At 60.0% G+C, this 18,835-nt stretch carries 17 protein-coding genes and 1 tRNA gene; 13 read left to right on the top strand and 5 right to left on the bottom strand.

Annotation, left to right across the window (positions count from 1 at the left end; all coding sequences use genetic code 11):
- The first annotated feature begins 8 nt into the window (after window positions 1-8).
- Entirely contained in the window at window positions 9-1,277 is a 1,269-nt protein-coding gene (locus tag F6V30_RS02730; RefSeq protein ID WP_151154967.1) for a glycosyltransferase family 2 protein, read from the top strand.
- Between the two features lie 78 nt (window positions 1,278-1,355).
- On the opposite strand, the gene F6V30_RS02725 is transcribed toward F6V30_RS02730, so the two are convergent.
- The gene (locus F6V30_RS02725; RefSeq protein WP_151154966.1) at window positions 1,356-2,549 is read right to left on the bottom strand and encodes an FprA family A-type flavoprotein; all 1,194 of its coding nucleotides are present in this window, start codon (window positions 2,547-2,549) and stop codon (window positions 1,356-1,358) included.
- Between the two features lie 170 nt (window positions 2,550-2,719).
- Here F6V30_RS02725 and F6V30_RS02720 point away from each other — a divergent pair, with 170 nt between their 5' ends.
- Window positions 2,720-3,334 (top strand): HEAT repeat domain-containing protein, encoded by a 615-nt coding sequence (locus tag F6V30_RS02720; protein ID WP_151154965.1) that lies wholly within the window; start codon window positions 2,720-2,722, stop codon window positions 3,332-3,334.
- A 20-nt stretch (window positions 3,335-3,354) separates the two neighbouring features.
- On the opposite strand, the gene F6V30_RS02715 is transcribed toward F6V30_RS02720, so the two are convergent.
- Complete coding sequence (locus tag F6V30_RS02715) at window positions 3,355-4,740, bottom strand: HD-GYP domain-containing protein (protein WP_151154964.1); 1,386 nt, start codon at window positions 4,738-4,740, stop codon at window positions 3,355-3,357.
- A 2-nt stretch (window positions 4,741-4,742) separates the two neighbouring features.
- Window positions 4,743-6,332 (bottom strand): HEAT repeat domain-containing protein, encoded by a 1,590-nt coding sequence (locus tag F6V30_RS02710; RefSeq protein WP_151154963.1) that lies wholly within the window; start codon window positions 6,330-6,332, stop codon window positions 4,743-4,745.
- A gap of 161 nt (window positions 6,333-6,493) precedes the next feature.
- On the opposite strand from F6V30_RS02710, the gene radA reads away from it, so the two are divergent.
- From radA to F6V30_RS02685, 5 genes are all read left to right on the top strand, one after another.
- Window positions 6,494-7,843 (top strand): DNA repair protein RadA, encoded by a 1,350-nt coding sequence (radA, locus tag F6V30_RS02705; RefSeq protein WP_151154962.1) that lies wholly within the window; start codon window positions 6,494-6,496, stop codon window positions 7,841-7,843.
- Window positions 7,844-7,933: 90 nt separating this feature from the next.
- Window positions 7,934-8,290: an RNA polymerase-binding protein DksA gene (dksA, locus tag F6V30_RS02700; protein WP_151128983.1), complete on the top strand. Its 357-nt coding sequence runs from the start codon at window positions 7,934-7,936 to the stop codon at window positions 8,288-8,290.
- Between the two features lie 41 nt (window positions 8,291-8,331).
- Window positions 8,332-9,705, top strand: coding sequence for a GAF domain-containing sensor histidine kinase (locus F6V30_RS02695; protein ID WP_151154961.1), 1,374 nt, complete (start codon window positions 8,332-8,334; stop codon window positions 9,703-9,705).
- 13 nt (window positions 9,706-9,718) lie between these two features.
- Window positions 9,719-9,794, top strand: a tRNA-Ala gene (locus F6V30_RS02690).
- A 248-nt stretch (window positions 9,795-10,042) separates the two neighbouring features.
- A complete protein-coding gene (locus F6V30_RS02685; protein WP_151154960.1) occupies window positions 10,043-10,366 on the top strand; it encodes a transporter substrate-binding domain-containing protein in 324 nt (107 codons plus the stop codon).
- Between the two features lie 61 nt (window positions 10,367-10,427).
- On the opposite strand, the gene F6V30_RS02680 is transcribed toward F6V30_RS02685, so the two are convergent.
- Window positions 10,428-11,759 carry a GntT/GntP/DsdX family permease gene (locus tag F6V30_RS02680; RefSeq protein WP_151154959.1) on the bottom strand — a complete coding sequence of 444 codons (1,332 nt, stop codon included), beginning with the start codon at window positions 11,757-11,759 and terminating at the stop codon, window positions 10,428-10,430.
- 157 nt (window positions 11,760-11,916) lie between these two features.
- Window positions 11,917-12,618, bottom strand: coding sequence for a Crp/Fnr family transcriptional regulator (locus F6V30_RS02675; RefSeq protein WP_151154958.1), 702 nt, complete (start codon window positions 12,616-12,618; stop codon window positions 11,917-11,919).
- Window positions 12,619-12,953: 335 nt separating this feature from the next.
- Between F6V30_RS02675 and F6V30_RS02670 the strand changes: the two genes are divergently transcribed.
- From F6V30_RS02670 to F6V30_RS02645, 6 genes are all read left to right on the top strand, one after another.
- Window positions 12,954-14,513: an FAD-dependent oxidoreductase gene (locus F6V30_RS02670; protein WP_151154957.1), complete on the top strand. Its 1,560-nt coding sequence runs from the start codon at window positions 12,954-12,956 to the stop codon at window positions 14,511-14,513.
- A gap of 12 nt (window positions 14,514-14,525) precedes the next feature.
- Complete coding sequence (locus tag F6V30_RS02665; protein WP_151154956.1) at window positions 14,526-14,933, top strand: cytochrome c3 family protein; 408 nt, start codon at window positions 14,526-14,528, stop codon at window positions 14,931-14,933.
- 169 nt (window positions 14,934-15,102) lie between these two features.
- Window positions 15,103-15,339, top strand: coding sequence for a hypothetical protein (locus tag F6V30_RS02660; protein ID WP_151154955.1), 237 nt, complete (start codon window positions 15,103-15,105; stop codon window positions 15,337-15,339).
- A 97-nt stretch (window positions 15,340-15,436) separates the two neighbouring features.
- Window positions 15,437-16,663, top strand: coding sequence for a hypothetical protein (locus F6V30_RS02655; protein ID WP_151154954.1), 1,227 nt, complete (start codon window positions 15,437-15,439; stop codon window positions 16,661-16,663).
- 133 nt (window positions 16,664-16,796) lie between these two features.
- The gene (locus F6V30_RS02650) at window positions 16,797-17,225 is read left to right on the top strand and encodes a hemerythrin domain-containing protein (protein WP_151154953.1); all 429 of its coding nucleotides are present in this window, start codon (window positions 16,797-16,799) and stop codon (window positions 17,223-17,225) included.
- A 10-nt stretch (window positions 17,226-17,235) separates the two neighbouring features.
- Entirely contained in the window at window positions 17,236-18,462 is a 1,227-nt protein-coding gene (locus F6V30_RS02645; RefSeq protein ID WP_151154952.1) for an MFS transporter, read from the top strand.
- The last annotated feature ends 373 nt before the right edge of the window (window positions 18,463-18,835 follow it).

Raw genomic sequence — 18,835 nt, 5'->3', positions numbered from 1 at the left:
CCCGCAGCATGTCCCGCCTGTTCCCACCCCCCATCGCCGCCTACCTGCGCAGCCGTGGCGTCGCCGCCCCCTGGCAGATCCAAGGCCCGCCCGCCGGGCCGTTTACGGGCGCCGTGGTCATCCCCGCTCTGGCGGAGCGCCGCAACCTCCCCCTGATGCTCAACTCCCTTGCCGCCAACCCGCCCGATGCCCGCTCCGGTTTCCTGATCCTGGTGGTGGTCAACCAGCGCAGCGACGCTCCCCCCGAGGATGTGGCCGACAATCGGGCCACCCTGGAGGCGTTGCCCGCCTGGAAACGGGAGTACGGGTTGGAGCATCTGCACTGGGTGGATGCCGCCTCGCCGGGCAACGAACTGCCGCCGAAACAGGGGGTGGGGCTGGCGCGCAAAATCGGTCTGGACCTGGCCTTGGGGCATTTGGATTTTGCCGGGGGCGATCCGCTCCTGGTCTGCCTCGACGCCGATACCATCGTCCAGCCCGACTATCTGGCGGCCATCATCCGGCACTTTCGTGATGCCGGTGCCGGAGGGGCAAGCATCCCTTATCGCCATCGCCCGGCCGACGATCCGGCCGGACAGGGGGCCATCGACCGCTACGAATTATTCCTGCGAACCTATGTGCTGGGGCTGGAACAGGCCGGTTCCCCCTATGCCTTTCATACCGTGGGGAGCGCCATGGCATGCCGGGCATCGGCCTACGTCGCCAGCGGGGGGATGAACCGCCGCCTGGCAGGCGAGGATTTCTACTTTCTCCGGCAGGTGCACAAGGTGGCCGGGGTTGCGCCCTTGGCCGGCACCATCGTCCACCCCTCGCCCCGCGCTTCCCATCGGGTCCCCTTCGGTACCGGCCGCGCCGTGGGGGATATGCTCGCGTCCGGCGGGGAGCGGCTGCTCTTTTACCAGCCGGTGCTTTTCGGGATTCTGGGGGAATGGCTGGCGTGCGTGGGGGGGCATGGCGGGGCGGACGGCGCCGAACTGCTGCGCCGGTCGGTCGGGATTTCGCCCCATCTGGCCGGTTTTCTGGAACAGGCCGGCTTTGGCGCGGCCTGGGACAACCTGCTGCGGCACACCCCCGACGAAAAGAGGCTGATGACCGCCTTTCACGGCTGGTTCGACGCCTTCCGCACCATGCGCCTGCTGCATCACTTAAGCGACAGCGCCTGGCCCCGCGTCCCGCCGGAGCAGGCCGTGGGGCCGCTGTTGGAACGGGCCGGACAGGACGCGCCGATTGGTGTGGATGGACTGCTGGCGCGGCTGAGGGCGCTCCAGGGGGTGTGAGAAGATGCGGCAATGACAAAGGGCGCACCGTCTGTTGGCGGTGCGCCCTTTTAGTTTATCCATACCACAAGCTGTGTGTCAGTTTTTCGCTTGCACCGCCTCGGCAACGGCCCGGCCCAGGGCCCGGCACTGTTCCAGGGCGTCTTCCCTGGGGTTGAAAGGGGCGCGGACCGATTCGCTCACCAGCTTGAAACCGATCCCCTTCAACCGCTCCTCGGCCATCTTGCACGCCTCGCCGCTCCAGCCGTAGCTGCCGAAGACCGCCGCCAGGCTGCTCTTGAGCTTGACGGTGCTGAGGTAGGCCAACACGTCCCACATCGGCTTGGGGATGTCGCGGTTGATGGTGGGGATGCCGAAGATGAGGGCCTCGGCCTCTTCCATGATGTTGCGCACCTCATCGGCACCCAAATGGCTGATGTGATAACTGATGACCTCCACGCCGTTGGCCTTGGCCCCGTCGGCCACCGCCGTGGCCATCTTTTCCGTGTTGCCGTGGGGCGACAGGTAGAGGATGAAGATCTTTTTCACCAGGGCCGTCGGCTTGCTCCAGCTTTCGAACTGCTCGATGGCCTTCCACGGGTCCTGCCTGATGATCGGTCCGTGGCTCGGGCAGATCATGTCGATCACGTCGTGGCGGATCTTCTCCACCGCGGAGAGGACCTTGTCCTTGAAAGGGCGCATGAGGCAGTCGTAGTAGAACCGGCGGGCCGAGGAGAGGTCTTCGACCTCGTCGTTGAAGAGGTGCCCCGGACTGCAATAATGGGCGCCGAAGGCGTCGCAGGTGAAGAGGACGTTGTCCTCCTCCAGGCGGGTGAACATGGTGTCGGGCCAGTGCAGGAAGGGGGCCATGATGAAACGCAACCTACGGCCGCCCAGGTCGATGGTGTCGCCGTCCTTGACGACCTGGGAGGCGAACGGCTTGTGTATCAGGTTGCCGAGGAAGGTCTTGGCGGCAGTGGTGGATACCACCGTGGCCTGCGGGCAGTGCTCCAACAGGTAGGAGACCGACCCGGAATGGTCGGGCTCGGCGTGGTTGACGATGATGTAGTCGATGCTTTTGGGATCGACCAGGGATTTGATCTTGTCCATGAACTCGTCGGCCCGTTTGCCCTTGACCGTATCGATGATGGCGATCTTCTCGCTCCCCTTGAGGAGGTAGGAGTTGTAGGTGGTGCCGTGCTCGGTGGGGAAGAGGTCGTCAAAGATGCGCAGGTCCGGGTCTTCCGACCCGATCCAGTAAAGTCCCGGTTTGATTTCAACGGTTCCCAGCATAGTGGTAGGTCTCCTTTTCGTCGTTTCTTCAGTGAACCACGACGGCGCTGTCGCAAATTCCTATTCTTGATAAAATTTGTCCTTTATTATACCAAACCATTTACCCATGGACAAGATATATCGGAAGAAGGGGGTTGTGCCGGGGGCCTTGATCTGCTACAAATTCAGTCATGAACGAGATTGCTCGGACGAGAATCGATGCGTTGCGGCCGCTTCTGAAGGACGAGGACCCGGACGTGCGGGATGCCGTTGCCACGGCGATCGAACGGTTGGAGGCCACCGGCGGCATCGACGAGGTACTCCATGCCCTGAAAACCGGAGATATGGGCGCGCGGGTCGCCGCCATCCATGCCCTGGGCGAGATCGGCGGCGACCGGGTGGTCGCTCCGCTGGTCTATTGCGCCGGCCGGCCGGAGGCCGACATCCGTTCCGCAGCCGTGGAGGCGCTCGGCCGCCTGGCCGTTCCGTCCACGCTGCCGGTGCTGCTGGAGCGTCTCGATGATGAGAATGGCGCCATCCGGGCGCGGGCGATAGGGGCCGTGGCCCGGTTTCTCCCCTCGCCGGTTTTGTACGAACGGCTGCGTCCGTTTCTGGAAGCGACGGATGGCGCCCTTGAAGCCGAGGCCGCCCTGGCCCTGGCCAAGCTCAACGACCTTTCGTCCGAGGGGCGCATCACGGCGCTCCTCGCCTCGCCCCACGCCTCCACCCGCCAGGCCGCCGCTACGGCCCTGAGCCTGCTCCCGCTGGAGTTCCTCTCCTTCCCGGCGCCAGGCAACGGAAAATAACGGCCTGGCGGTATCCACCATCAGTAATGCCCGCGATTGATCAGGCTCCCCACATCGATGCTCTTCAGGAGCGGGTCCACCACCGCCACAATCCTGGCATAGCTCGAGCCGTCACGTTCAACCAGACGCTGCTCCCGGGGCTGGGGAAGGCGGCCGCCGTCCTGCGCGAACACTATTCTGACCACCGGCGCCTCTTCATCCAGCGGGTTGGGGCGGTGGATGAGCGCTATCTCGTTGGTGTCCAGGCGTACCAGCGTCCCCACCGGGTACTTGCCCATCATCTCCACGAAGCGGGTCACCAGATCGCCGTCCAGGATGGTCCCCATCAGTTCCTGCATCACCCCGAGGGCGGCCCGGGGGGTGATGGGGTGCTGGTAGACCCGCAGGGTGGTGATGGCGTCGTAGGTGTCGGCGATGGCGATGATGTCGATCATCCGGCCGTAGTCGAACCCGCGGGCCCATTCGGGATAACCGTTGCGGTTGTAGTGCAGGTGGTGTCCCAGCACGGCCTGGCCGACCCGGGGGCTGAGCCCTTCCATCTCGCGGATGATCTTGGCGCCCAGTTCCGAGTGGCGCTTCATCTCATGGAATTCCGCGCTGGATAACTTGCCCGGCTTGTTGACGATCTCCTTCGGGATCATGGTTTTGCCGATGTCGTGCAACTGCCCGGCGATGCCGACCTCCTTGACGCCGTCCGCATCCATGCCGATGGCGGCCCCCAGGGACATGGCCAGCACCCCCACGTTGACGCAGTGGTTGAAGGTATAGTTGTCGTAGTCCTTGATCATGGCAAGCCCCAGGAGGGTGGAGGGGTCGCGCATGGTGATGCCGACCAGCCGGTCCACCACGCCGATCACCGGGGCGCTGCTGGGAATCCGCCCCTGCTCGATATCGCGGCAGACGCCCCTGATCGCTCCCAGGGCCTGGCCGTAGGTCGCCAGGGCGTAGCCCTCTCCATCCTCATCGTCCCTGTCCTCCGGCAGGGGGGTGTCCTTCCGGCGCACCACCAGGATGTGGCGTATCTCCTTCTGCTTCATGCGGGCGCAGAGCTCGTCGAATCCTGCCGGGGTGCCGGCAAGGAGGCGCACGAACCCCTGGAGTTCGTCAAAGGTAAGTCCGCTCCCCATGACGATCCGGTCGATCTCCTTTTCCATCATCCGGTTGGTCAGATCGGCGACGGCGGTTGAGGGGGTGATGAAGAGATGTTTCCCGAAGAACATGACGCCGTCGATGACCCCCCAGGCAATCTCCCCGGCTTGGGCCAGTGCGGTGCCGAAAAGTCTGTCCAGTTCGAGCAGGGGCCGACGGATGGCGGGATGGGATTCGGGGTAGAAGGCGATGCCTTTGACCGCCCCGGAAAAGAGGGTGATCATCCGCAAGGCGAGTTGTTTGTCCAGCTCCTCCATAGTCAGTCCTTTGCCCGTCCGATGGCGCCGAGCGCTTCGGTGCAGGCGCGGGCCAGCTCTCCCGAGCCGCGGGCCTTCTTCTTCAGGGCCGGCAGGGCGCGGCCGTCGTCCAGCCTGGCCAGGGTAGCGGCAATGGCGACCTTGAACTGGGTCCAACGGCTCCGCGCGAGCAGATGCCTGCTTTCCAGGAGCCGCACGAGGCGGGGGGTTGCCTGCCGGTCGCCGATCATGGCGATTGCCGCCAGGGCATCGCATTTCAGGGGGAGGTTTTGCAGGAACCGGTCGTCGTCGCAGACGATCTGCAACAGCACGGCAAGGGCCTTGCGGCTCTTCATGCCGCCGATGGAGGCGATCGCCTGGGGCCACAACGCCGCATCAGTGCTGCGCAGTATGGCGATGACGGCCGCTTCCGCCCGCCGCCCGCCGATTTTTGCCAGGCTGCGTATGGTCTCCTTGGCAACCCTGCCGTCGGAGTGCCGCAGGCATCTCTCCAACTCGGGGACCGCTGCCCGGCTGCCGATATCGCCCAGGATAGCGGCCAGGTTCCTGACGACATACCAGCGATTGTCGTTCAGCATGGGCAGGATGGATGCAACGGCGGATTCCCCCTGGCGCCCCAGCAATTGGATCAGCTTCTTGCGTACGGCCGGATTGTCGGTCAGGGCCATCTTTTCCACGGCGCGATTGAGGGCCGCCTGGCCGCCGGCGGCCACGAGAGCCAGGGCGCCCCGGGGGGAAACCCCGTTGACGGCGCCCAGGCTCTCAAGGACAAACTCGAGGAACTCCTCCTGTGCGGCAAGCTGCTCAAGTCCGAAGCGTGCAATCGCCATGATCTTTTTCCCACGCCCCGGATCTGCGGCATGCTGTGCGAACAGCTCCGCCAGGGGGAGTACCGCGGTCGGTTCGTGGCGGGCCATGAGCGTCTCGCAGCAGATAATGCCCTGGCGGGCGAGCATGGGGTAGATGTCTTCGTCAACGGTCGTGCTCAGGCGGCTCAGGAGGGCGTGTAGCGCCTGCCCCGGGTCGGCGTCTCCGGCTGAAGGGACGGAAGGTTCCGGCATGACCGGCAATGCCAGGTCCGCGCCTTCGATCTCGTCAAGCCCCGGCGGAACCACCCCCCGGGACTCGATATCGCGGCGCTTGCCCCCAATGGCCGCGAGATCGAATTCGTTGGCCCAGATGGTGCGGATGCCGTGCTCGCCCATGACCCTCTCCAGGCCGCCGGCTTCCTGGATGGCGTCGGGGGACAGGGAGACGACCCTGATGAAGTCCAGCAGGTCTTCCTGGAAGAGGTCGCCGAGAAAGGTGATTTTTTGCGCGCGCCGGGCAAAAAGCTCGAAGGAGAGGGAAGCGGCTATGTGCGTGCCGTCCTGGAGCGGCTCTCCGTTTGGCAGGCTGAATCCGCCGCGCCCGCACAGCAGGGAAAGGTCGTTGCCGTCCAGGGCGCGCTGGAGGGAAAGGTGCGCCTGGAGGATGCTGTTCTTGCGGCTGGGGTGCCCCTTGGGGTAGAACTGCCATGCGCGCAACGCCCGGCTGACGTTGCCCAGGGCGTGCAGGACAGCGGGTGGCGATGAGGGAGTGATGACGTGCATGCGCGGTTCCTTGTGGATTACCGGGGTAATGTGCAATACTATACGGATTATTGCGGGTTTTTGTCAAACCTAATGCAGACCTTTGCGCCGGCTACATCGTGAGCCAGGCGGCGAGATCGACCGGATCACATCGTTCATAATCAAACATCGGGGGATGGAACGTGAAACAGAAAACCGTTTTTGCCTGCCAGAAGTGCGGCTGCCAGTCACCAAAATGGCTGGGGAAATGCCCCGACTGCGGCGCCTGGAACAGCATGGCCGAAGAGGCGGCCGCCAAGCCGGCCCACACTCTGCCGGCGGGCGGCGCCTCCCGTCCGGTGCCGATCTGCGATGTGCCGTCCCAGTCGGAGACGCGCATAAGCTGCGGCATCGTCGAGCTGGACCGGGTGCTGGGCGGCGGCATCGTTCCCGGCTCCCTGGTGTTGATCGGCGGCGACCCCGGCATCGGCAAGTCGACCCTGCTGCTCCAGGCCATGAACAACCTGGCGGCCGGCGGCGGCCAGGTGCTGTACGTGTCCGGCGAGGAGTCCGCCTCCCAGACCCGGCTGCGGGGGGAACGGCTGGGGGTCTCCCGCCAGGGGCTCCTGGTCCTGGCGGAAAACTCGCTGGAGGCCATCATTGCCCATGCCGCGGCCCTCAAGCCGCAGGCGCTGGTGATCGACTCCATCCAGACGGTCTGGACCTCCTCCCTGGAATCCGCCCCCGGCAGCGTCAGCCAGGTCAGGGAATCGGCCGGCAAGCTGATGCTCTTGGCCAAGGGGCACAACATCCCGGCCTTTCTGGTGGGGCATGTCACCAAGGACGGCGCCATCGCCGGGCCGCGGGTGCTTGAACACATGGTGGACACGGTGCTGTACTTCGAAGGGGACGGCAGCCACCCCTTCCGCATCCTGCGGGCGGTCAAGAACCGTTTCGGCTCCACCAACGAGATCGGCGTGTTCGAGATGAAGCAGGAAGGGTTGTGCTGCGTGGACAACCCCTCGGAGCTCTTTCTTGCCGAACGCCCCCTCGGGGTCGCCGGTTCCGTGGTCACCACCTCCCTGGAGGGGAGCCGGCCGCTCCTGGTGGAGCTTCAGGCGCTGGTGAGCCAGTCGTCCTACGGTGTTCCCCGCCGCACCACCATCGGGGTCGACCACAACCGCCTGGCGCTGTTGGTGGCGGTGCTGGAAAAGAAAGTCGGGCTGCATCTGGCCGGGCAGGATATCTTTCTCAATGCCGCCGGGGGGGTGCGCCTCAACGAGCCGGCCGCCGATCTGGCCATGATCATGGCGGTGGCCTCCAGCCACCTGGACAAGGTGATCGCACCCCAGACCGTTGTCCTGGGTGAGGTGGGGCTGGCCGGAGAGGTGCGGGCCGTAACCCAGCCGGAGCAGCGCATCGCCGAGGCGGAAAAGCTCGGCTTCCGGACCGCCGTCCTCCCGGCCGGCAACCTGAAAAGGCTCAAGAAGGGAAAGATGAAGCTCGTGGGGGTTTCGTCGGTTGAAGAAGCCATGAACCATGTCCTGGAATAGCGTCCGGCCCGGCCCGCGGCTATTTTTTTCTGGACTTGCACCGCGGTAACCTATAAAATCTGTACATTTATATGAATTCAGGAGCAGGCCATGGAAGCGGAAAAGATTGAATACTTCAGAAATGTTCTGATCGAAGAGATGAAATCTCTGCTCGGCGAGGCGGACAAGACGGTTACGGAGATGACCTCCGATGCGGCCAACTTTCCTGATCCCACCGACCGCGCCACCCAGGAGTCGGACCGAAACTTCGAACTGCGCATCCGTGACCGGGAGCGCAAGCTGATCAACAAGATCAAGGACGCCCTGGAGCGCATCGATGCCGGCGAATTCGGCATCTGCGAGGAGTGCGGCGAAGAAATCAGCGAAGCGCGTCTCAAGGCGCGACCGGTGACAACGCTCTGCATCAACTGCAAAATGGAAGAGGAAGAAAAAGAACGGCGTCAATAGGCTCTCGGCAATCCCCGCATACCCTGCGGCAGGTGTACGATATGGAAGCCCGCACCCCTCCCAAACAGGCAGCATCCCACAAGCAACTCGTCGAACTGACGATCCTCTATCAGTTCAGCAATACCATGCTGTCCACCATTCGCCTCAACAAACTGACCCATCTCATCCTCACCGCTCTCACCTCCGACAGCACCAGGCTCTTCGAGCGGGCGATGCTGTTCCTGCGCAACGAGAAATCGGGTGTGTTGCAGGGGATGCTCGGCGTCACCCGGGATACCGCCGAGGGGCTGAGGGTGGTTGGAGGGAAAGATGCCCTCAGCAGCCGCTGGGATATCGACGATGACGCCATTATCCACCAGCGTGACGACGCCTTTTCGCAACATGTCCGCTCCACCCGCATCGAGGCCAACGCGAATTGCACCATTATCCGGCGCGTCATCCACGAACACCGCCTCTACGCCCTGGGGGAGGATGACTGTCCGGTCTGCGAAACCTGCGATTTCGTCCACCGTCTCGGCATCGCGGCCTTTGCCGTCGCCCCCCTCATCGCCCGGGACAAAGCCCTGGGGATCATCGTCGTGGACAACCCCTCTTCAAACAAGGAGATCGGCCGCGACGACCTGCATTTTCTGCAACTCATCGCCAACCAGGCCGGCATGGCGGTTGAGAATTCCATGCTCTATAACCGCATCGAGGCGGCCCACTCCAACCTGCGTGATGCCCGGGAACGGCTCGTCCACGGCGAACGCCTGGCGGCCATCGGCGAGATGGCGGCCAACTTGGCCCACGAACTCAAAAATCCGCTCATAACCATCGGCGGCTTTGCCGGGCGGCTGGTCAAGGGGCTTCCCGGCACTTCCCGCGAACATCGCTACGCCGACACCATCGTGAAGGAGATCGGCCGGCTGGAGCGGATGCTGGCCGACATCCTGGCTTTCTCCCGCAAGCCGACCATCTGCTACAGCGTCTGCGATGCGGGCGATATCCTGAGGGATTGTTTTGCCGGCTGCACCACGACCCTTGAGGACCAGTGCGTCTCGCTCGCCACTTCCTTTGAAGACGGCCCCTGGCCGATCCTTGGCGATGCGCATCAACTCAAGCAGGTTTTTCTGAATCTCATGCTGAACGCCTGCGAAGCGATGCCTGACGGAGGCTCGCTCCAGGTGACGCTCAAAAAAGTATCCCTTGACAAAAAATGCATATTGGTTAGCATACAGGACTCGGGTGGAGGCATGCCGGCCGACATGCTGCCGAAGATTTTCACTCCGTTTTTTACCACCAAACCCCATGGCACGGGCTTGGGACTTGCCATAGTCAACCGCATCCTGCAGAATCACGGCGGTAGTATCGAAGCGAGAAACGAAGGCAAGGGCGCGGTGTTCACCGTCACCCTGCCGCAGGTGGAAGCACAATAAATTCATGCAATCTGGGGCTGTAGCTCAGTTGGGAGAGCGATGCGTTCGCAACGCATAGGTCGACGGTTCGATCCCGTTCAGCTCCACCAGATATACCGAGGGCATACGATATGGTTCGTAGGCCCTCGTGTTTTTCAGGCCGTTTTCCCTGCCGCCGAGACGGATCATCCCGCTCCTCAAAGCTGTCCACGCCATATATCAACTGCCCATTACTCGATGCAATGAGAGCGCTTGCCTTTTAGAGACGATTATTCCAAAATAATTAGAAGTTGTTGATTGCCGGACTATGTCGTTACCTGTCGGGCGCAGTCCAAATCTCTCGTTGAGAAAACCCTCTATGATGCGACATTCCGAAGGACATCATGAACGCCGCAGCCGCCCTATGCCGGCCCTGATCCGGTTGTGGGCGCTCTTTGCCGTTGCGGGGGTGATCCTTGCCATCTGTGCTCCCTTTTCCGCCGGTGCCGATGTCGGTAAACGGAAGGCCTCGGTCATTATCGTCGGCGGCGGGTGGGACCTGCCCCCGTACGAATTCATCGACAAGGACGGCAAGCCGGCAGGCTATAACGTGGAACTCACGAAAGCTGTGGCCGAGGTCATGGGGTTGGGGGCCGTGGGGCTGTTTATGGCACAGGTTTCGGCAAGGGAGGGCATGCACTAAACAGGCTAAGCCGCAATACCAGCCCGGCCTGCAGGTTCATGACGCAGATATATGAAATCATCTATACGACATTGGCAAGAAGCAAGGTGAACAGCAACCCGCAAACGCCAAGAATTGTTTCCAAAACAGTCCATGTTTTCAATGTCTCCGTCACGGACATGCCGAAGTATTCTTTGACGATCCAAAAACCTGCACAATTGACATGTGAAAGTATTAATGCGCCGGACCCGAGCGCCAAAACGATCGTTTCCGGCGCAACAGCAGGGTGATTCGAGAGCATGGGCGCCACAATACCGGCGGCCGCCATCATGGATACGGTGGGCGACCCGGTGGCGACCCGGATGATCGCCGCAACGCTCCAGGCCAGCACAATGGGGCTCAGGTGCAGTGCCGAGGCCGTCTTGGCAATCTCGGCGTTGACGCCGCTGTCCAGCATCACCCTGTTGAAGGCGCCGCCGCCGCCGATAACCAGCAGTATGCCGGCCATGGGCGGCATGGCTTGGTCGCAGAACTTCCCGATCCGTTTCAGTGTAAAGTTGCGGTTGAGGCCGAAGGTGAAGAATGATAGCAAAAGGGTCAGCAGGAGCGCTATGAAAGGGTTGCCGACAAATAAGCAGAAAGCATACCAGGGCGCTGCTTTGTCCAACAGCAGAGTTGCATAGGTTCCCACGAGCATCAGAAATACCGGCAGCAGTATAGTGAATAGGGTGACCCCGAATCCCGGCATTTCATAATCGGCCCGGTTGGTCCTCACCTGGCTGGCAAATTGTTTCGGCACCCCCAAATGGGGCATTCTGCCTGAAATGAAATTTGCAAACAGCGGCCCGCCGATAATTGCTGTCGGTAGCCCCACCACCACCCCGTATAAAATCGTCTTGCCCACATTTGCCTTGCAGATATCCACTGTTGCCATGACGGCCGGGTGCGGCGGAATCAGCCCGTGTACAACCGACAGGCCGGCCACCAGCGGAAGACCGACCTTCAACAGTGACAGCTTGGTCTCCTTGGCGATGGTGAAGACAATCGGGATAAGGAGAACGAACCCCACCTGAAAGAATACCGGGATGCCGACGATAAATGCGACAAATACCATCGCCCAATGTACGTTGCTCTCGCCAAATACCTTGATCAGGGTATTCGCAATCCTTTCCGCCCCCCCGGACTCCTCCAGCATTTTACCCAGCATCGTTCCAAGCCCTAAAACAATGGCAATAAAGCCGAGCGTCGAGCCCATTCCGGTCTGAATGGAGCAGGCAACCTTGTTCAAAGGCATGCCGGTCGCCAAACCGAGAAAAGTGGATACGATTATAAGGGTGATAAACGGGTTGACCTTGAGCAGCGTAATCATGAGTAACAGCATGAGAACTGCAATGCCGGCAAAAGCGAGTAACATGGGTGACCGTTCCTGTTGTTCGGGCGATGGGTAGACTACGGAAGGCCTGCGGCCTCGTTGGAAATCCCGATGTCGGCTTCACGGTCGTAGTTACATGAAGCGGATGGGGCGCAACCGGTGTGTGCCTGTGGTAAAAGCCGATGCCGGCTTAGGTTCGTCATGTCACTTCACCATGCTTCCAGTCGTAGATATTTTCAAACAATCGATAGTTGAAAAATCGGTGGTTGCCCCTCCTGAAGTAAAGCCCCTCCTTTTTCCACGCAAGAAGAAAACGGTTCACGGTGAGCGGCGTGGTGTAGATGATTCTGCTCATTTCACTATGGCTTAAGTATATCGGCAGTTGATACCACTCTCCGTCCGGTTGGACCATATCGCGGACCACAAGAATTTTCATCAGGACCTTGAGACACTCCTCGTGGCTGCGGGCGATGAGCGTGGCCAAGCCTTCCAGGTCCGATTCCATGTCCAGCATAAGGTGGTTCATCATCTTTCTAAAGAAAGCCGGATCGGAGCCCATCTTCTTTTCTATGAACTCGTGACTGAGTTCGACAATTGCAGACTCGCGCAGGGCGTGCACCGCCAAGTTGGAGGCTCTGCACGACATGAAGAACGAGTCCCCCAGTGTAGCCCCAGGCAGGATGATGCTCATGGCCTGATCCTTGGAACTTTCCCGCACCTCGAATGATTTGCTCAACATGCCGCTCATGACGATGGCGATATGAGGATAGAATTCACCGGCGGGGATGATGCAGGCGCCCTTGCTGAAACGTCTTGGTTTGCCCTGATCCAAAAAAATCTGCTGGATCTCGCGGTCCGCCTTGGAGCGTATCCACGGGAATGCTGTATGCCTGATTCTCATGCTCTCTCCCTAAAAACTGCCTCCTGTTGTGGCATGTCGCGAACGCTTGTCCCTCTAAATCATGTGTAAATTATAATATAACACGGAGATAAGTATGTCAAATACAGTCTCGTATATATCACGCGATATATACGCATGTTATATACACTATATTACTAGTAATAAAATAATTAAAATAGTAATTACATATATCACAGGATATATAGTCCTAATTTATTTATGTAAGCATGTATCACAAGATATATTAAATGAAAAATAAACAATGACAATGTTAATTACAAAATTTAAAGATAATAATATACGCAGTTACTACTAATATGGAATGGGGGTAGCTTATGAGATGGTCGTGTAAGTGGTTTGTGCTGTCGGCGATAGCAATACTATTTGCGTCAAACGCCAAGGCAACTGAGGTTCTGGACACGGATATCGTTGTCGTCGGTGGCGGCCTTTCGGGCCTGTCTGCCGGGCTGACGGCAGTAGAAAAGGGTGCGAAGGTAGTGATCTTTGAAAAGCTCCCAGGGGTAGGCGGTGCGGGGAACTACCCGGAAGGTTCGCTTGGGGTGGGCACCCGCCTGCAAAAAAAGCTGGGCTATACCAAGACCGTGGATGAGGTGTTTGCTAAAGGTGTGGAGTTTCACCATTGGCGTGTAAACGCCTCTGTCTTGCATACCCTGATTGCCAACTCGGGGCGGACCATCGACTGGATCGAAGATCAGGGCATCACTTTCAGAGGGATCAAAACCATGTATCCGCCGGAAAAGAGCCTCGGCACATGGCACCTGTACACCGGCGGCGCGGCGGCGGTTGTGAAGAAGCTTTATAAGAATTTTGTCGCCAAGGGTGGAACGCTTTACACCGAAACGACGGTAAAAAACCTCCTGACGGACAATAGCGGGAAAGTCACCGGCGTTGTCGCACAGTCTGTGGACGGCAAGACTTATGTCGTCAACGCAAAAGGCGGAGTCATTCTGGCGACCGGCGGATTCGAAAGCAACAAGGAGATGTTGAAGAAGTATGTGGCCGATATCAACGCGGAGGGAATGCTGGAGCGTGTGATGTATCGCGGACCGCTCATCGACGGCCGTACCGGAGACGGCATCAATATGGCCGTCCAGGTTGGAGCCAAGCTGGACGGCATGGGCACACTTGCCGGGAACAGCCCCTATCTGGATAACGAACCTCCGATCTATCAGTTTAATGGCGCCGACCACCTGAAACAAATGAGATGTGCCCTGTCCCAGCCCTTTCTCTGGATCAACAAGTCGGGACAGCGTTTTTACAATGAGTCTGCCGGGTCGGCTTTTACCGATGTCTATAACGCAATGACGGCTAACGGCGGCTTGATGTACAACATCTTCGACGAGCATATGAAAAATCGTTTGGTGAGCGAGGGGCCTTATACGCCATTCAACGCGATAGTCCAGGTTGGGCAGAAGATGACGGCGCTGAATGAAGGTTTGGAAAAAGGAATTAAGGAAGGTTACGCATTCAAAGCCGACACGCTGGAAGAGTTGGCCGCCAAGATAAAGGTTGACCCGGAGGCTTTGAAGGCCACCGTGAGCAAGATCAATAGTTATGCCGGCCTGAAAAAGGACCCCGATTTCGGCCGCAAGCCGGAGCACCTTTTCAAGTTCAGTTCCACCGGTCCGTACTATGCGCTCAAGGGGATACGGGCGTTCTTCCTGACTCTGGGCGGCGTGAAAATCAACGACAACATGCAGGCGATAAATACGAATGGGGCGGTGATACCGGGCCTCTACGTAACGGGTCAGGATATGGGCGGCCTGTACGACAGTAGCTACGACCTCCTGTTGGAGGGATCGGCGAGCGGCTTCGCCCTTGTTTCCGGAAAACTGGCTGCGGAACATATCGTGAAAACCAAGCTATCTAAATAACGGAGAATATATATGAAAAAGACTATTACCGCATCGATGATATTGGTTGTAGTGGCCGCCCTGCTCACCGGGACCTGGATAACTGCTTCCGCAAAGGAGATCGTAGCCACGCTGAAGCATAAGGAAAACAACCTGACCTGCGCGGATTGCCACGGTACAGCCGCCCCCTCGGCGTTTGTACCGTCGAGCGCCTGTCTCCGTTGTCACGACTCCGGCGACGGCACGTATCGCGGCAAGCTTGATGCCCATGGGGAAAGCGTGGAAAAAGAGTACCGGGAAAGCGGACGTATCAGGAAAATGTCTATTCATGACTCACACCAGGGCCCGGTGCGCTGTACCATTTGCCATAGTGTACATAAAAAACCCGCAGAAAAGATGCATTGCAACTGGTGCCATAAAATCGATGTGAAGACGCCTTAGGCAAAGCCGATCGTCGAAATTTGCACCACGCTGCGTGATGGTTTCTTTCAGGCAGGGGTGGGATACCGCCCCTGCATCACGCCCCGTGACTTTTGTTCCAACACCCCACAAACAAGGTAGGTAACGGCAGATGCGTTTCTTCGTGCCCGTAGTGTGTCTTAGTGTCTTCTTGGCAGCCTGCGCCGTCAACCGGCAGACTGACGTGGCCTCCGGCGATTACGTGGAGATCAGCAACCCGGATTATACCAGGTACGCCAACGCCCCGGCCACCATATGGGTGCCAAAAAGGTATGTGGAGGATGGGCCAGCCCGGGGCGGTGAGCTGTTGAAAAAGGTGGCGGGGGAGGTTGCGGACGGTCTCAGTCGGTCACTAAAACAGGGGGCGGAACAGGTCCCTCACCAGTAGTGCGGCCGTTCACCGCATTCGGCGGCCCTCCGTGGCATCGTGTGGCAGGTTGTCTGTTTTCCCAAGCGTTACATACCTATTCAAAGGAGAAAAACATATGAAGATTTTCTGGGGACTGAGCGCCGTGGCGCTTCTTCTGGCTTCTCCCGCTATGGCCGACGAGCCGGTCAAGAGCAAGTTCGACCTCTCCATCGGCGGTTACGTCAAACTCGATTACGCCTATAACTCGGTAAAATTGAACTCCCCAAAGCTGATCCCGCAAATGCCGGCAGGCGGGACGGCCAGCGCCCAAAAGGATGAATCGACCTTTACCGCCCGTGAGTCCAGACTGTGGTTCAGGGCTAAAGGGCCCGACGCCTTCGGCGCAAAGACCGGGTCGCTCGTGGAGGTGGATTTTTATGGCGGCGGCTCATCGGTAAACAACGAAACCGGTACGCTACGCATCCGCCACGCCTACGGCACCCTGGACTGGGACACCACCCACATCCTGTTCGGCCAGACCTGGGACATCTTTGGGCCTGCCGCGGCTAATACGGTGGATTTTTCAGTCAATGGTTTCACCGGCACGCCGAACTGCCCGCGGGTCGCCCAACTTCGCGTAACTCAGGACCTTGCCAAGAACCAGGATAACAAGCTAAGCCTGATGTTGGGGCTGCAAAATCCGCAACAGGAATACAGCACATTAACGCCTAATAGTTATGGACCTGCCGTGAACGCCGCTGGCCGCCTCATTTACGAAAGCAAGGCGTTGGGGGTTGCCCCGGGCATCGGCGGCAAGGCGCTACAGCCGTTGCAGGTTACACTTTTCGGTGAAGCCGGCACCCAGAAGGTGACAGGCAATAAGGCGATCAATGTTTACGGCTACGGCATTTACGGCTTTGTGCCGCTTCTCAAGTCGGCAAACGGTAAGAACCGGGCCATGACCCTATCCCTCGAGACACAAGCCTATATAGCCGCAGGTTTGGGGGATCAGCAGGCAACCGGAGCCTCGACCACCGGCACCCTGCCGAACATGAGCGCCGCCCGTGGTTTCGGTGTCTATGGCCAGTTGATCTTCTATCCGTTGCAGGATATGGGGGTAACGGCCGGTTATGGCCGACGCCAGTCCATGGACTACGACAGTCTGGGTAAAACCGCCAGCGCCGCGGGGGAAAGATATAATCAGCTCATCTACGCCAACCTCGCCTATGACCTGAATGCGGCGGTCAGGGTGGCTACGGAGTACGAGTTCGCCTCCACCCGGTACAATGTCAAGCCGACCGGGGCCAACAGTGAACTGGGCAAAGCCAACATCTACCGTCTGGCGCTCTACTATTACTTCTGAGCCGGGACGAGCCGGTCAATATGACCGTCCCCAAAGATCCGACGGACTTTGGGGATGGTTTGGAAGCCCGTGGAGTTCTCCCTCCTTCCTCCACGGGCCTTCTTTCCACCCTTGCAACCAAAGGACACGAAGTATGGAACTGCATACCTACGGACAATGCACCACCATCGGGCACGACATGCCGGTCGTCCCGCACGGCTCCACCGAGAGAAGACTCGCCTGCGACAGCCGCTACCGGAGCATCATCGGCCAGCTGGACGCCATGATCGCGCTGGTTCGGGAGAAACCGGGCGTCGACCTCACCCGGGCGTTGGACCGGCTCCAGGAGGTCGTGATGGAGCACATCGGCTCGGAGAACGGCTACATGGAATTGGTGGGCTTCCCCCAGACCACCCGGCATCGCCTGCACCACCAGTTTCTCTGCGGCAACACCGCCGAGTTGGCCCGCCGCTACGGTACGGGTCTGAATGTGCTGCCCGGCGAGTTGGCGGATATCCGTCTGCTCTGGCTGGAGCATATCCATGTCCAGGACCGGGCCTTCGAGGCATACCTGGCTGCCTAAAGGAGAAACCATGGAAACCCGCACCCTGTTCCGGGGGCTGTTCCTGATCAACTTCGCCATCACCCTGGGCTTCGGCATCGCCGACGCCTTCTTCTCCCTCTACGTCTTCAGCCTGGGGGCAAGGGGCCTGCTCCTGGGCCTGCCGCTCGTCTTCTACTCCCTCTCCAAGATCATCCTCAGCCCCTTCATGGGCGCCTGGGCCGACCGCATCGGCCGCAGGAGGATCGCCGCCGTCAGCATCGGCCTCTACCTCTTCGTCTCGGTCTGCTACCTCTTCACCGCCAGCCTCCCCCTCATCACCCTCCTGCGTCTGCTCCAGGGGATCGGCTGCGCCATGTTCCGCCCGGTGGTGGTCTCCCTGGTGAGCGAATGCGCCTCGGACAAGAAACGGGCCACGGTCATGGGGACCTTCGACATCTCCTTCTACGGCGCCCTGAGCGCTGGCCCCATCGTGGGGGGCATGCTCAAGGACCAATGGGGCTTCCGGGGGATCTTCGTTACCCTCACGTTCCTGTGCCTCCTGGCCCTGGCCGTGGCATTAGTCTGCATCCCCGGCCACAAGAATGTTTCCGGGCAAGCGAAACAGTATGAAACGGAACGCCTCAGGGACCTCCTGAACGTCACCCGCCACAACTCCCTGCGGGGGCTTCTGGCCTTCATCTTCGGCCGGGCCTGCGGCATCTCGCTCCTGGGCGCCTTCCTCCCCATCATGCTCACGTCCCGGCTTGGGCTGAACGGCACCCGTGCCGGCATGGTCATGGCTTCCTCCACCCTGGTGATGACCCTGCTGCTGCGCCCCATGGGGATGCTCTCGGACCGGGCGCCGCGCACCTCCCTGGTGGTTGCCGGGGGCACCGTCGTTTCGTTCCTCTACTTCCTGATCCCGGTGGCGGCGGGGTTCTCCCAGATCATGGCCCTGGGTTTGGGTATCGGCCTGTTCAGCGTCCTGTCCCAGCCTGCCAGCACGGCGCTGTTGGTGGAGGAGGGGAGCCGCCACGGCATGGGGGTAACGGTGGGGACCTGCAACGCGGTGCTGAACCTGGGCTTCGTCTCGGGCCCGCTCTTGGGTGCGGGGTTACAGACCACCCTGGGGCTGACGGCCGTGTTCTACGCCGCCGGGGTCATGGGGTTGGGGGCCGTGGGGCTGTTTATGGTCAACGTGCGGGCATGGTCGGGCTGGCGTCCTATGGTGCCGGTGTGGCTCGAGATGAGACGTTTCTGGATGAAGGCGCATTGAAATTAGTGCTATTTTTTACTGTATTACGTGCTTGACACACGGTTTTGATTGGTGACATAATTTACGCCACCATGGCGTTCACAGAGGAACACTGCAGCCATTGCGGAAGTACCGTCAAAGCCGACGGCAATGGCATTTATTCCGTCAGGGTAGACAGCAAAGGCTATCTGACGGAGATAATGGCCGGAGAGATTCTCCCCGATGCACTCCTCTATTGCTCTCCAACCTGCATGTTCAAACGCGAGCGCGGTGTGGTCCCCAAAACCAAGATCACGTTTCACTTCTAGGCGTCCGACAGCGCACAATCTCTACAGCCATTACGAGCCGCCATTCCCAGTGCGGCTTTTTTTGTGATTCCTTTGCCGCGAGGTGC

The sequence above is a fragment of the Oryzomonas sagensis genome, assembly GCF_008802355.1.
Lineage (GTDB): Bacteria > Desulfobacterota > Desulfuromonadia > Geobacterales > Pseudopelobacteraceae > Oryzomonas > Oryzomonas sagensis.
Note: the sequence above shows the minus strand (reverse complement) of the source record. Positions and strands in the feature narration are given on the sequence as shown.